The following is a 13077-nucleotide window of genomic DNA, read 5'->3' on the forward strand; positions in this document are numbered from 1 at the left end:
ACGCTAACCTCCCCCCGTCGCTACCACCCAGCGACCGGGCCTGAGAACCCGATTTGATGCAGGCGCCACTAGCGCCACGCATTCGTTGTCACAACGAACGTGTTGCTCTCACTCAATATGGGAGTTCCACCAATGACCGCAACAAACCCACCCGCACTCACCACCCTCGGCGTCACCCCTTTCTCCTTTCACTCCGACCAACCTCTGTTCCGCGTCAACAGCGGTGTTTCCCTGCATGAAGCCTTGCACCACGTTTCCGATTTGCTTCACGTCGCCAAGTTGCTCGCAGAAGATGCGGCGATGACGAAGGAGACGGACCGTTATGCCTGGGCGTCGCATTATTTGCAGGAGATGAGCAAGGCGGTGATTGATGATGTGGTGAAGGTGTTGGCGTCGCCCTGTAATGCTGAGCAGTAAGCGGTAAATGGGCTCGCCGGGCGGACGCTGTCGCAGTTCAGCCCGGCTCCCACATAGAAGCGCTTGGTTGTCGGATGTGCGTATCGCTCGGGCGCTAAGGGCTATTCATGCAACGCCGACCAAGCAGGAAGGTCGCATCGGTGAGGTGGGTTTTGCGATTGGCTATGAGTCCGAGGCCGCGTTCAGCCGAGCCTATAAGGCCTTTTTCGGGCGCTCGCCACGGGATGACCACGCCCGGCCGGGTTAGGCCAGGCGCGTCAGCGTGTCAGTGCCCGGCGCTTTGCCCGCCGTCCACATGCAGGATCTCACCGGTGACAAACCCCGCGCTCTCCAGGTAGGTGATCGCCTGGGCGATATCACTCACTTCGCCCATACGCCCCACCGGGTGCAGTTGCCCCAATGCAGCGTGGGAGTCTTCGCCATGCATCGGCGTCTTGATGATGCCCGGGCTTACCGCGTTCACTCGAATGCCGCGTTTGGCGTATTCAATCGCCAGGGATTTGGTCGCGGCATTCAGCCCGCCTTTGGTGAGGCTGGCGAGTACCGAAGGCACGCCGTCGATGGCGTGATCGACCAGGCTGGTGGTCACATTGACGATGTGGCCGGCGCCGTGTTTTTCCATCTCGGCGATGGCCAGTTGGGTGATGTAGAAAAAGCCGTTGAGGTTCACCGCCAGCACGTTGGCATAGTCGTCCTGGGTGTAGGCGGTGAAGGGTTTGGCGATGAAGATGCCGGCATTGTTGATCAGGCTGTCGACGCGCCCGAACGTGGCCAGGGCTTCGCGGATGACGCGCTGGGCGGTGGCCGGGTCGGCGATGTCGCCGGGCACCGTGAGGATGTTCGGGTCGGTGGATGGCTGAATCGAACGCGAGGTGGCCACCACGCGGTAATCGAGGGCGCGGTAGGCTTGGACCACGGCGGCGCCGATGCCTTGGGAGGCACCGGTGATGATCACAACTTTGCTCATTTTGTTTCTCCGGTAAGGGTTTTGGATTTGCGGTATTCGGTGGTGGTTATGCCGGCGTAGCCCCAGTTATCGGTGTCGATTTCTTCGATGACGATGTGGGTCAGGTCCGCGCGCTTGTTGAGCACGCGTTCGAGGGTTTCGGTGAACTCGGCGATGACCTGGGCTTTTTGCTCAGGGGTCACGCCGTCACGGGTGATGCGCATGCTGACGAAGGGCATGGTTATGGCTCCAATGGGCGGGCATCGGGGTGATGGGCCGGCAGTGGGGTCAATTTAGGCGTGCGCTGAGTCGAGATAAATGGGGGTTTGAGTACTACATTAGTGATGTGGTGTAACAAGTTCCCGCGGTACTTCTACACGATTGGACGCCTCCCGCTGGCGTCCGCAAAACTGATAAAAAACCACCCTCGATCGTTGACGGCGGGACGCGGAGCGTCCCTAGAGGCGTTCCCACGCAGAGCGTGGGAACGATCACCGTCGCTGATCCAAAGGCATAAAAAAACCCCGAACCAGTCGGGGTTTTTTATCGCCTGGCATCAGGCGCGACGTGCGATCAATTAGAAAACGTTGATCGGGTAGTCGGCGAACAGACGGATTTCGTTACCGCCTACGTTGTAGTTGCTGGCGTTGTTGGAGACGCGCAACCACGACGCACGAGCGCGCAGGCTCAGGTCTTTGGCTGGGCCGCTTTGAACGACATATTTGAACTGGTTGAAGATTTCACGCTCGGTGCCACTGCCACGGTTGGAACCGTCGTCAATGTTGGTGCCGCGCACGTAAGCGATGTTGTAGGTCAGGCCAGGCACGCCGAAGGCGCTGAAGTCCAGGCCGTAGCCTGCTTGCCAGGAGCGCTCGTCCTTGCCGTTGAAGTCGGACCAGTAGGAGTTGGCCAGCAGGATGGTATTGCCGCCGTCGCCGATACCGCCAGCGTTGCGGTAGCCGCCGTACAGGTAGCCGGTGTCACCGGTGCTGCGCTGGTGAGCGAGGGTGAAGCTGTGCGGGCCAACAGCCCAGGTAGCGCCCAGGCTCCAGATTTTGTTGTCGCGGGCGTCCGCATCACCTTGGTTTTCCAGGGCGAAGCTGCGGTCCAGCTTGGTTTTGTAGCCGTTGAAGTCAAAGGTCAACGATTGCTTTTCTGGCAGGGCCAGCACGTAGTTGACGTTGACGTATTGCTTCTTCAGCACGTCCTGCATGTTGGAGGCGTACAACGCGGCCGACAGGCTTTCGGTGAATTTGTAGCTACCACCGATGTAGTCGATGCTTTTCAGCGCGCCACTGTCAGAACCTTCGGCGCTCTTGCGAGCTTCCTTGGTGAAGTGACCGGCGTCCAGTTGCAGGCCGGCGATCTCTTTGGAAACGATCGAAGTACCGGTGTAGGTTTCCGACAACAGACGGGAGTTGTCGTACTGCAGCACAGGCACAGCCGGCATCTGGTCACCGTACTTGAGTACAGTGTTGGAGACACGGAACTTCACGGCAGCGCCGCCCTTGGCCAGGTCGTTGGCGGCTTCGCCGCTGTCGCCTTGCTTGAAGAAGTCGATACCGCCAGCGCCGCTGCGACCTTTACCACCGTCCAGGCGAATGGCGTATTGGCCGATCACGTCCACACCCACACCGACGGTGCCTTGGGTGAAGCCGGACTCGAACTTGCCGATGAAGCCCTGGCCCCATTCGGCTTTGTCTTGCTTGCCGTTTTTGTAGTCACGGCTGATGTAGGCGTTACGTGCTGCGATGTTCAGGTGGCTGTCGTCCACGAAACCCTTGGATTGCTCCTGGTCGTTAGCCATTGCTGTCGATGCGCTCAAAATCCCCAGAGCGATCAGACTCATCCGTTGCTTCAACATTTCTTATATTCCTTATTACTGGTTGAGTACGCGCTGTGACACCAGGCTCCGTGTCGCTTTTCTGGTGTCGACTTCCTCCAGAAAAAACAAGGCCCGCGGACGACTGAACTGCCGCGGGCCTTTTTTTATTGGATGAGTCATGGCGGTGAGCCACAGGCGTTGGGCGCAATCCTATGCGCGCGTTGAACTATGTGTCAATTTCGTGAATCGTCTGTATTTAGGCGAAATAATTCTAAGCGGTGCATTCCAAGGCCCTCGCTCGAGCCTGAAAAATCGTCTGATTCGTCAAGAAAACACATTATGTAACATTTTTGACGAGGGTATGTTTGGGAATAGATAACCTGCGCAAATGCAAAGCATTACCATTCGCGCACTTTCCTTTTTCCAACACTTTTGGATTTATTCCCCATGCCTGCCTCTCGCCTGACGCCCATCACTTTTGGGCTTTCTGTTTTGCTGTCTGCCGGTTTCGCCTGTGCCGCCACGGTCTTGCCCGAAACGTCGGTGAGCGCCGAAGCCGACGAAGACGACCCGCGCGTCAAGGAGACCAACACCGCCACCCGTACTGCCACCTCGGTGCGTTACGTGCCCCAGGCCATCGACTCGGTTAAAACCGAAAGCCTGCGTTCCTACGGCACCAACGACCTGGGGCAGGCGTTAAGCGGCATTCCCAACGTCAGCAGCGGCGCCGATACGCGCTTCGACAGCCTGCGTATCCGGGGTTTTGACGCGAGCAATGACTTCTACCTGGACGGCATCCGCGACGACAGCCAGTACGTGCGCGACCTGCATAACATCGAGCGCATCGAAGTGCTCAAAGGCCCGGCCGCCGTGCTGTACGGGCGCGGCGGCCAGGGCGGGATCGTCAACCGCGTGAGCAAACTGCCCCAGGCGGGCCACACCTCCAGCATCGAAGCCCAAGGTGGCAGCCAGGATCTGCGCAGCCTGTATGCCGACCTCAGCACCGACCCAACGGATAACATCAGCCTGCGCCTGAACATGGGCAACCAGGACAACAACAGCTTTCGCGACGGTGTGAGCGGCAATCGCCAGTTGTTCGCGCCGTCGATGAGCTGGCAACTGACGCCGGACCTGAACTGGCTGGTGCAATACGAATACAGCCGTTACAACCGCACGCCGGACCGTGGCATTCCTGGGGTCAACGGCCGCCCGGCCGATGTGAGCCGCAGCACGACCTACTTCGATAGTCGCGATTACATCGACGATAAATCCCAGTCCCTGCGCTCCAAGCTGGCTTATGAACTCAACGCCAACTGGCAGCTGCGCCACACCCTCGGCGTGTTCAAGCTCGACAGCGATTTCGACAACACCTACCAGGTCGGCTACGACCCAAAAACCAACAAAGTCTCGCGCCAGCGCTGGCAGCAAGACCTGAACACCCGCAACGTGTTCAACAACCTTGAGCTGGAAGGCGGGTTCGACACTTTCGGCCTGGAGCACCGTCTGCTCACCGGCCTGGAGCTGGGCAGCCAGCGCCGTGATCCAAAGTTGTACAGCGCCACCGCCACCAACCGTGGCGGCCAGGCCGTGCCGAGCCTGGACCTCAACCAGCCCGACCGCCACTTGAGCCACACCGGGCGCATGAGTGTTTCCAGCAACAACCACACCGAAGTCGAAAGCCGCGCCCTTTACGTGCAGGACCAATTGCGCCTCAACGATCAATGGCAAGTGCTGGCCGGCCTGCGTTACGACCACTTTGAAGTGGACACCACAAGCAAGCTGCTCAACACCCAGCAGGCGGTCGACAGCCACAGCACCAGCCCGCGCATCGGCCTGGTCTGGACGCCGCTGGAACACCACTCGTTCTATGCCTCATGGAGCAAAACCTTCTCGCCGGCCGGCGGCGGCTTGATCGGCATCACCCCCAATGCTGCAGGCGCCGTCAACGACCTGAGTCCCGAGTTGACCAAGCAAAAGGAAATCGGGGTTAAAAGCGACTGGCTCGACGACCGCCTGAGCACCACCCTGGCCGTGTACGAGCTGGAACTCTACAACCGCCGCACCAGCGACCCACTGGACCGCACCATCACCCTGCTCACCGGCGAGCAACGCTCACGCGGCGTGGAGCTGACCGCCACCGGCAAAGTCGCCGGCAACTGGTATGTACGCGGCGGCATCGGCCTGCAGGATGCCAAGGTGGTGAAGGACAACAACGGCTTTGAAGGCAAACGCATCAGCGACGTCGCCAAGCGCAATGCCAGCCTGTTTATTACCTGGAAACCGGAGATGGGTTGGTACGCAGAAACCGGCCTGACCCTGGTGGGCGACCGTTATGCCGACAACCTCAACACCGTGGTGCTGCCTGGTTATGGTCGCTGGGACGCACTGGCCGGGTTCCGCCAGAAAGAATGGGACGTGCGTGCGGCGCTGAACAACATCGCGGACAAAAACTACTACGCCTCGGCCACCAGCGCAGCGCAGATCCAACCGGGCGAGCCACGTAGCCTGGTGGTAACCGGCACCTACAATTTCTAAGTTTCACTCGGTCAATGTGGGAGCTGGCTTGCCTGCGAAAGCGGTGTATATGCTGGAAAGTCGCTGGCTGACAGAATGCCTTCGCAGGCAAGCCAGCTCCCACTATTGATCTCAGTGGTCTTCAGTTTTTGCACTAGCTCACCGAGCCTGCGGGCAACAGGCACCTACAACTTCTAAATTTCACTCGGTCAATGTGGGAGCTGGCTTGCCTGCGAAAGCGGTGTGTCTGCTGGAAAGCCGCTGACTGACAGAACGCCATCGCAGGCAAGCCAGCTCCCACAGTTGATCTTGGTGTTCTTCAGGTGTTCTTCAGGTTTTCAGTAGTTCGCACAACGCCAGCAGCTCATCCTCACTGAACAACCCCGCCGGGTAGCGCTCACTCATCACACTGCGCACATCAGGCTGTTGCTGCCTCACCTGTCGCGAGCCGTTTGCCTTCAACCAAAGCGCCAGCGCATGGATCGCATCACCACTAACCCGCGTCGGGTGGAACGGGCGCGTGTAGATCGGGTTGATATCGGCATTCATTTCAGCGCTCTCTCCTACTGCGTGAGCGGCTAACTTACTCAAGGTTTGTGACAGAACTGTGCAGTCATCACCTTGGGACACTGTGGCAACACCGATACAAGAGCTATGCCAATGTCCCGTGTTTATAGGCATTCGGACACAAAAAAGCCCGCAACCTAGCCAGGCTGCGGGCTTGCTGCAAGCGCTATAAACAAGTAGCGCTCGGCGTTCACTCAAACGCTGTTACAACCGCACTCAGTTTTTGTGCGGTGCAGGCTGTTGTTGGGTCAGGCAATGGATATTGCCGCCGCCCAGTAACAGTTCACGGCCCGGCACCATCACCACTTCGTGCTGCGGGAACAGGTTCTGCAGGATCTCTTTGGCCTGGCTGTCCAGCGGGTCGTCGAAGCTTGGCGCGATGATGCCGCCGTTAACGATCAGGAAGTTCACGTAGGAACCCGCCAGGCGCACAGTCGGATTACGCTCCTGCGAGCCATCTACCGGATCGACACCGGCGCATTCCTCTTCGGTCGCGTACAACGGGCCTGGGATCGGCATTTTATGCACTGTGAACGGGCGGCCTTTAGCGTCCGTGCTGCTTTGCAGCACGGCCATGGCGGCGTGGCAGCGCGCGTAGTTAGGGTTTTGCGGGTCATCGGTCCAGGCCAGCAACACTTCGCCGGGGCGCACGTAGCAGCAGAAGTTATCCACATGGCCGTCGGTTTCGTCGTTGAACAGGCCGTCCGGTAACCAGATGACTTTATCCACCGCCAAATTGTCACGCAGCACCGCTTCGATCGCCGCACGGTCCAGATGCGGGTTGCGGTTGCGGTTCAACAGGCATTCTTCGGTGGTGATCACGGTGCCTTCGCCGTCGACATGGATCGAACCGCCTTCCAGCACGAAGCCTTCGGTGCGGTAGCGCGGCGCACGTTCGATCTCGAGGATCTTTCCGCCCACCTGCGAATCGCGGCTCCACGGCGCATACAGGCCGCCGTCAAAGCCGCCCCAGGCGTTGAAATCCCAGTTCACGCCGCGCACTTCGCCGCTGTTATTGATCACAAAGGTCGGGCCGGTGTCGCGCACCCAGGCGTCGTCGTTGGACATTTCCACCACGCGGATATTGGGCACATCCAGGCGCGCACGGGCGTTCTCGTACTGGCCGGCAGACACTGCGACGGTCACCGGTTCAAAGCGCGCAATGGCCTTGGCCACCGCCACATGAGCCGCCTGCGCCGGCTTGCCGCCCAGGCGCCAGTTGTCCGGGCGCTCGGGCCAGATCATCCAGGTTTGGGTTTGTGGCGCCCATTCGGCAGGCATGTAGAAGCCATCGGCGCGAGGTGTGCTGTGCAGGGTGGTCATGGCGTTCAGGACTCCGAATGGGGTGAAGGTCGACTTTATAACGGATAAAAATCGGCTTTAGAAGTGATAAAAGATCATAGCCGACAAGTATGACAAGCCTTAGTCGATAACAATCGACCACCTATAGTTGCTCATCGAGCACCTTCGACAACATGTCGACAAAGAAATCCACGCTGCGTTATGGAAACCCAACTCGCGCAGGCGATCAAGGCAACCCTTCTTCACCCGAGTATGCTTGCGCCGCCCCGTTGCGCCACTCAAGCTATGCTCTGGCTTAATCTCTGTCTTGGAAAAAAGGCTCTCTGAATGCGCATTCTCATCACCGGCGGCGCCGGCTTCATCGGTTCTGCCCTGGTTCGTCACTTGATTCAACACACCGAGCACGAAGTGCTCAACCTGGACAAACTCACCTACGCCGGCAACCTGGAGTCACTCACCAGCATCGCCGCCAACAGCCGCTATGAGTTCGTGCAGGCCGACATCATCGACCAGGCCGCCGTCAGCGCCGTGCTGGCGCGCTTTGAGCCGCAGGCCATCATGCACTTGGCCGCCGAGTCGCACGTCGACCGTTCCATTGATGGCCCCTCGGACTTTATCCAGACCAACATCGTCGGCACCTACAGCCTGCTGGAAGCCACCCGCGCCTATTGGCAGACCCTGGAAGAACCGGCCAAGAGCGCGTTCCGTTTCCACCATATTTCCACCGACGAAGTGTACGGCGACCTCCACGGCGTGGATGACTTGTTCACCGAAACCACGCCTTACGCACCCAGCTCGCCGTATTCGGCCAGTAAAGCCGCCTCCGACCACCTGGTCCGCGCCTGGCAGCGCACCTATGGCTTGCCGGTGCTGCTGACCAACTGCTCAAACAACTACGGGCCGTTCCACTTCCCCGAGAAACTGATCCCGCTGGTCATCCTCAACGCCCTCGCCGGCAAGCCACTGCCGGTCTACGGCGACGGCCTGCAGGTCCGCGACTGGCTGTTCGTCGAAGACCACGCCCGCGCCTTGTTGAAAGTGGTCACCGAAGGTGTGGTCGGCGAGACCTACAACATCGGCGGTCACAACGAGCAAAAGAACATCGACGTGGTACGCGGCATCTGCGGCCTGCTCGAAGAACTGGCGCCACAACGCCCGGCCGGTGTGGAGAAGTTCACCGACCTGATCACCTTCGTCAAAGACCGCCCAGGCCACGACCAGCGCTACGCGATCGACGCGAGCAAGATCGAAAACGAGCTGGGCTGGGTTCCGGAAGAAACCTTTGAAACCGGCCTGCGCAAAACCGTGCAGTGGTACCTCGATAACCTGGACTGGTGCCGCAGGGTCCAGGACGGCAGCTATCAAGGCGAGCGCCTGGGCAATACCGACCCAAAAGACCTGATCGCATAAGGTTTTGATCACACGACCTGTTCACCCGGCGAGTGCAACCGATGAGTGTGATCGCTACGGAGTTGCCCGAAGTATTGATCCTCGACCCCATGGTTTTGTGGTGCTCAGCGACTCTGCCGAGTTCCTCTACAAAACCACCGATTACTACACGCCTTCGGCAGAGCGTTGTATTCGCTGGGACGACCCGGAATTCAAGACTGACTGGCAGTTTGAGGGCGCACCGACCTTGTCCGCCAAGGATCAGAACGGCAAGGCATTGGCAGACGCCGATCTGTTTGCATGACCGGCGAGTGCCTTGCACGCCGGCCCTAGGCATAATGCGCCTGTTCCCACAGGCGCATGACTCCCATGACTCCACCCCTCCCGCGTAGACCTCGCTGGCGCAGCCTCGCCTTATTGGCGTTGTGCCTGGCACCGCTGCTGTGGCCGCTGGAGCATCTGGCCGAGCGCTATTACCGCAGCGAACTCGCCGGGCAAAACCGTCAGACCCTCGACCTGTACGTCGCCAACCTCCTCGGCACCCTGCACCGCTATGAAGTGCTGCCGCAGATCCTCGGTGACTTGCCGGCCCTGCGCACCGCGCTGGATGCGCCTCAGGTCAGCGCCAACCTGACCAACGCCAACCTGCTGCTCAAGGACGTTGCCGCCCAGGCCGGGGTGGAAGTGATGTACCTGATGGACACCACCGGCAAGACCCTCGCCGCCTCCAACTGGGACAAGCAGGACAGTTTTGTCGACCGTAACTTCTCGTTCCGGCCCTATTTCAGCGAAGCCATGGCCGGGCGCCTGGGACGGTTTTTCGGCCTGGGCACCACCTCGGCCAAACGCGGCTACTTCTTCGCCGCCGCTGTACGCGATGGCGCCAAAATAATTGGCGTGCTGGTGGTCAAGGTTGACCTGGACCACACCGAAAGCCTATGGGGCAAAACCCCCGAGCAACTGCTGGTGACCGACCACAACGGCGTGGTCATCCTCACCTCACGCCCGCAATGGCGCTTCCGGGCGACCCGGCCGCTCACGGCGCAAGAGCGCCAGGCAATCATCGCCATCCAGCCCTACCCGACCCGCGACCCGCAACCGCTGGCGTTGAGCACCACGGCATGGCTGCGCCAATCCACGGCCATCGCCGAGACCGGCTGGACCGTGGAAATTCTTGCACCGCGCTCGCTGATCAATCGCCCGGTGCGCACCGTAGTGGCCGTTGGCGGCGCGACGCTGTTGGTGCTGATGTTGCTGCTGGGTTTGATGATGCAGCGCCGTCGCCACTACCTGGAGCGCATCGCCTTCGAAGCCAAGGCCCGCCGCGAACTGGAAGCGCGTGTGATCGAGCGCACCAGCGACCTCGAAGGCCTTAACCGCCGCCTCAAACAGGAGGTGCTGGAGCGTGAGCACGCCCAGCAGGAACTGGTGCGCGCCCAGGATGACCTGGTGCAGGCCGGCAAGCTGTCGGCGCTGGGCACCATGTCGGCGAGTATCAGCCACGAACTCAACCAGCCGCTGGCGGCGATCCGTAGCTACGCGGAAAACGCCGAGATCCTGCTCGACCACGAACGTACCAACGACGCCCGCGGCAACCTCAAGCTGATCAGCGAACTGACCGGGCGCATGGCCTCGATCATCGCGCACTTGCGCGCCTTCGCCCGCCGCGACCGCCACGCCCCGGAAAGCGTGGCCCTGCAACCGGCACTCGACGATGCCCTGGCGTTGCTGGCCAAACGGCGGCGCTCGATGGAAGTCGAGTTGATCCGCGACTTGCCCGAGGCGACCTTGTGGGTGCAAGCCGGCGAAACCCGCCTGCGCCAGGTGCTCGGCAACCTGCTGGCCAACGCCCTCGATGCCCTCACCGAAAAAGGCCCGCCGCGCAAGCTGTGGCTGAGTGCCCAAACCACCGAACAGGGCGTCAACCTGTACATTCGCGACAACGGCCCAGGTTTTTGCATGGAAGCCCTGGGCCGCGCCAGCGAGCCGTTCTACACCACCAAGACCCGCACCCAGGGTTTGGGGTTGGGCCTGGCGATCTGTGACACCTTGATGCGTGCCTTTGGCGGCGAATTGTTGTTCGCCAACCACAAGGAAGGCGGCGCACTGTTAACCCTGAAATTGCGTGCCGGCTCGCCGGGCGTGAGTCTGCAACCGTCCGAGGACCGCAGTGTATGAGTATCGATAACCAGATCCAGGTGGTGTTGATCGACGACGATCCACACTTGCGTCAGGCTCTGTGCCAGACCCTGGACCTGGCCGGGCTGAAAGTCCTGACTCTGGGCGAAGCCACGGGCCTCACGGCGCGCCTGTCCCGCGATTGGCCGGGCGTGGTGGTCAGCGATATCCGCATGCCCGGCATGGACGGCCTGGAGCTACTGGCTGAACTGCACGGCCAGGACCCGGACCTGCCGGTGCTGCTAATAACCGGCCACGGCGATGTGCCGCTGGCGGTGCAGGCCATGCGCGCCGGGGCCTATGACTTCCTCGAAAAACCGTTCGCCAGTGATGCCCTGCTCGACAGTGTGCGCCGCGCGTTGGCTTTGCGCCGCCTGGTGTTGGATAACCGCAGCCTGCGCCTGGCCCTCAGTGATCGCCAGCAACTGAGCACGCGCCTGGTCGGGCATTCGCCGCAGATGCTGCGCTTGCGCGAGCAGATCGGCGCCCTGGCGGCAACCCGCGCCGATGTGTTGATCCTCGGCGAAACCGGCGCCGGCAAAGAAGTGGTGGCCCGCGCCCTGCATGACCTGTCGAGCCGCCGCAGTGGGCCTTTTGTGGCGATAAACGCCGGTGCCCTGGCGGAATCGGTGGTCGAAAGCGAACTGTTCGGCCATGAGCCGGGCGCCTTTACCGGCGCGCAGAAACGCCGCATCGGCAAGTTCGAGTTCGCCAATGGCGGCACGCTGTTCCTCGATGAAATCGAAAGCATGAGCCTGGATGTGCAGGTCAAATTGCTGCGTTTGTTGCAGGAGCGAGTGGTCGAGCGTCTGGGTGGCAATCAGCTGATCCCGCTGGATATCCGCATCATCGCCGCCACCAAGGAAGACCTGCGCCAGTCCGCCGACCAGGGACGCTTCAGGGCCGACTTGTACTACCGTCTCAACGTCGCGCCGCTGCGCATTCCGCCACTGCGCGAGCGCGGTGAAGACGCACTGATGTTGTTCCAGCATTTTGCCGACGAAGCCAGCAGTCGCCACGGCCTGCCGTTGCACGAGCTGCAACCGGGCCAACGTGCCCTGCTGTTGCGCCACAGCTGGCCGGGCAATGTGCGCGAACTGCAAAATGCAGCCGAGCGCTTTGCCCTCGGGCTGGAACTGGCACTGGACGCCACGGCGGACAACCCCGCCACGGGCGTGCTGACGTCAACCTCTGGCGGCTTGAGCGATCAGGTCGAGCAGTTCGAAAAAAGCCTGATCGCCGCCGAGCTGACCCGCCCCCACAGCTCGGTGCGCAGCCTCGCCGAAGCCCTGGGCATCCCGCGCAAAACCCTGCACGACAAACTGCGCAAGCACGGCCTGAACTTCGCCGACAGCGCCAGCCACAGCGCCGACGACGAATGACCCGCCAAGAGACCGCCATGAACCGCGACAGCCGCTACCTGGAATCGATCCTTCACCACGACATCCCCCTCACCCGGGAAATGGGCCTCAAGGTGCTCGGCTGGCAACACAGCCAATTGCAGCTGCACCTGCCCTTACAGGCCAATATCAACCACAAGAGCACCATGTTTGGCGGCAGCCTCTATTGCGGCGCCGTATTGGCGGGTTGGGGTTGGCTGCACCTGAAACTGCGCGAAGAAGGTGTCGAAGACGGGCATATCGTGATTCAGGAAGGGCAGATCAGTTATCCACTGCCAGTGACTCAGGATGCGATCGCTATTTGCGCGGCGCCGGAAGACAAGGTGTGGAAGCGCTTTGTGGCGACATACAAACGCTATGGCCGGGCGCGGTTGGCGTTGGAGACGTGGATTGTGAATGAGGGCAGTGAGGAGCGGGCTGTAGCCTTCACTGGCCAATACGTCCTGCACCGCTAACCGTCACAACACAAAACCAACTGTGGGAGCTGGCTTGCCTGCGATAGCGGTAGATCAGTCACTAATGAGGTGACTGTAAGACCG

At 60.8% G+C, this 13077-nt stretch carries 12 protein-coding genes and 1 pseudogene; 8 read left to right on the forward strand and 5 right to left on the reverse strand.

The genetic code is table 11. The features are described from left to right. Nucleotides 1-132 precede the first annotated feature (132 nt). Nucleotides 133-417: a DUF3077 domain-containing protein gene (locus tag FEM54_RS10695; RefSeq protein WP_068931363.1), complete on the forward strand. Its 285-nt coding sequence runs from the start codon at nt 133-135 to the stop codon at nt 415-417. Nucleotides 418-424: 7 nt separating this feature from the next. After that, nucleotides 425-664 (forward strand): helix-turn-helix domain-containing protein, encoded by a 240-nt coding sequence (locus FEM54_RS10700; protein ID WP_240792729.1) that lies wholly within the window; start codon nt 425-427, stop codon nt 662-664. An 18-nt stretch (nt 665-682) separates the two neighbouring features. Here FEM54_RS10700 and FEM54_RS10705 read toward each other — a convergent pair whose 3' ends face one another. From FEM54_RS10705 to FEM54_RS10715, 3 genes are all read right to left on the reverse strand, one after another. Continuing rightward, nucleotides 683-1384 (reverse strand): SDR family NAD(P)-dependent oxidoreductase, encoded by a 702-nt coding sequence (locus tag FEM54_RS10705; RefSeq protein WP_068931360.1) that lies wholly within the window; start codon nt 1382-1384, stop codon nt 683-685. Further along, nucleotides 1381-1602, reverse strand: a complete 222-nt coding sequence (locus FEM54_RS10710) for a tautomerase family protein (RefSeq protein WP_138450810.1) — start codon at nt 1600-1602, stop codon at nt 1381-1383. Before FEM54_RS10710 ends, FEM54_RS10705 begins: the two co-directional genes overlap by 4 nt. A gap of 338 nt (nt 1603-1940) precedes the next feature. Beyond that, nucleotides 1941-3227, reverse strand: a complete 1287-nt coding sequence (locus FEM54_RS10715; RefSeq protein ID WP_017135394.1) for an OprD family porin — start codon at nt 3225-3227, stop codon at nt 1941-1943. A 408-nt stretch (nt 3228-3635) separates the two neighbouring features. Here FEM54_RS10715 and FEM54_RS10720 point away from each other — a divergent pair, with 408 nt between their 5' ends. Beyond that, nucleotides 3636-5723 carry a TonB-dependent receptor gene (locus FEM54_RS10720; RefSeq protein WP_138450811.1) on the forward strand — a complete coding sequence of 696 codons (2088 nt, stop codon included), beginning with the start codon at nt 3636-3638 and terminating at the stop codon, nt 5721-5723. A 309-nt stretch (nt 5724-6032) separates the two neighbouring features. Here FEM54_RS10720 and FEM54_RS10725 read toward each other — a convergent pair whose 3' ends face one another. Then, complete coding sequence (locus FEM54_RS10725) at nt 6033-6251, reverse strand: hypothetical protein (RefSeq protein WP_017135392.1); 219 nt, start codon at nt 6249-6251, stop codon at nt 6033-6035. A gap of 234 nt (nt 6252-6485) precedes the next feature. Further along, nucleotides 6486-7592: an agmatine deiminase gene (aguA, locus tag FEM54_RS10730; RefSeq protein ID WP_138450813.1), complete on the reverse strand. Its 1107-nt coding sequence runs from the start codon at nt 7590-7592 to the stop codon at nt 6486-6488. A gap of 306 nt (nt 7593-7898) precedes the next feature. On the opposite strand from aguA, the gene rfbB reads away from it, so the two are divergent. The 5 genes and pseudogenes from rfbB (at nt 7899) to FEM54_RS10755 (ending at nt 12993) form a co-directional block, all read left to right on the forward strand. Then, the gene (rfbB, locus tag FEM54_RS10735; RefSeq protein ID WP_138450815.1) at nt 7899-8981 is read left to right on the forward strand and encodes a dTDP-glucose 4,6-dehydratase; all 1083 of its coding nucleotides are present in this window, start codon (nt 7899-7901) and stop codon (nt 8979-8981) included. Nucleotides 8982-9069: 88 nt separating this feature from the next. After that, nucleotides 9070-9264: pseudogene (locus FEM54_RS10740) on the forward strand (dTDP-4-dehydrorhamnose 3,5-epimerase family protein); the annotation flags it as partial. 65 nt (nt 9265-9329) lie between these two features. Then, on the forward strand, nt 9330-11138 hold the full coding sequence (locus FEM54_RS10745; protein ID WP_017135388.1) for a sensor histidine kinase: 1809 nt from the start codon (nt 9330-9332) through the stop codon (nt 11136-11138). Further along, nucleotides 11135-12520: a sigma-54-dependent transcriptional regulator gene (locus tag FEM54_RS10750; RefSeq protein ID WP_138450817.1), complete on the forward strand. Its 1386-nt coding sequence runs from the start codon at nt 11135-11137 to the stop codon at nt 12518-12520. The genes FEM54_RS10745 and FEM54_RS10750 overlap by 4 nt, the downstream gene beginning before the upstream one ends. A 17-nt stretch (nt 12521-12537) precedes the next feature. Continuing rightward, nucleotides 12538-12993, forward strand: coding sequence for a thioesterase domain-containing protein (locus FEM54_RS10755; protein ID WP_017135386.1), 456 nt, complete (start codon nt 12538-12540; stop codon nt 12991-12993). The last annotated feature ends 84 nt before the right edge of the window (nt 12994-13077 follow it).

The organism is Pseudomonas edaphica, from assembly GCF_005863185.1.
GTDB lineage: Bacteria > Pseudomonadota > Gammaproteobacteria > Pseudomonadales > Pseudomonadaceae > Aquipseudomonas > Aquipseudomonas edaphica.

Coding starts and splice junctions, on each gene's coding strand:
- FEM54_RS10695 (WP_068931363.1), top strand. CDS start 133: ATGACCGCAACAAACCCACCCGCACTCACCACCCTCGGCGTCACCCCT.
- FEM54_RS10700 (WP_240792729.1), top strand. CDS start 425: ATGGGCTCGCCGGGCGGACGCTGTCGCAGTTCAGCCCGGCTCCCACAT.
- FEM54_RS10705 (WP_068931360.1), bottom strand. CDS start 1,384: ATGAGCAAAGTTGTGATCATCACCGGTGCCTCCCAAGGCATCGGCGCC.
- FEM54_RS10710 (WP_138450810.1), bottom strand. CDS start 1,602: ATGCCCTTCGTCAGCATGCGCATCACCCGTGACGGCGTGACCCCTGAG.
- FEM54_RS10715 (WP_017135394.1), bottom strand. CDS start 3,227: ATGTTGAAGCAACGGATGAGTCTGATCGCTCTGGGGATTTTGAGCGCA.
- FEM54_RS10720 (WP_138450811.1), top strand. CDS start 3,636: ATGCCTGCCTCTCGCCTGACGCCCATCACTTTTGGGCTTTCTGTTTTG.
- FEM54_RS10725 (WP_017135392.1), bottom strand. CDS start 6,251: ATGAATGCCGATATCAACCCGATCTACACGCGCCCGTTCCACCCGACG.
- aguA (WP_138450813.1), bottom strand. CDS start 7,592: ATGACCACCCTGCACAGCACACCTCGCGCCGATGGCTTCTACATGCCT.
- rfbB (WP_138450815.1), top strand. CDS start 7,899: ATGCGCATTCTCATCACCGGCGGCGCCGGCTTCATCGGTTCTGCCCTG.
- FEM54_RS10745 (WP_017135388.1), top strand. CDS start 9,330: ATGACTCCACCCCTCCCGCGTAGACCTCGCTGGCGCAGCCTCGCCTTA.
- FEM54_RS10750 (WP_138450817.1), top strand. CDS start 11,135: ATGAGTATCGATAACCAGATCCAGGTGGTGTTGATCGACGACGATCCA.
- FEM54_RS10755 (WP_017135386.1), top strand. CDS start 12,538: ATGAACCGCGACAGCCGCTACCTGGAATCGATCCTTCACCACGACATC.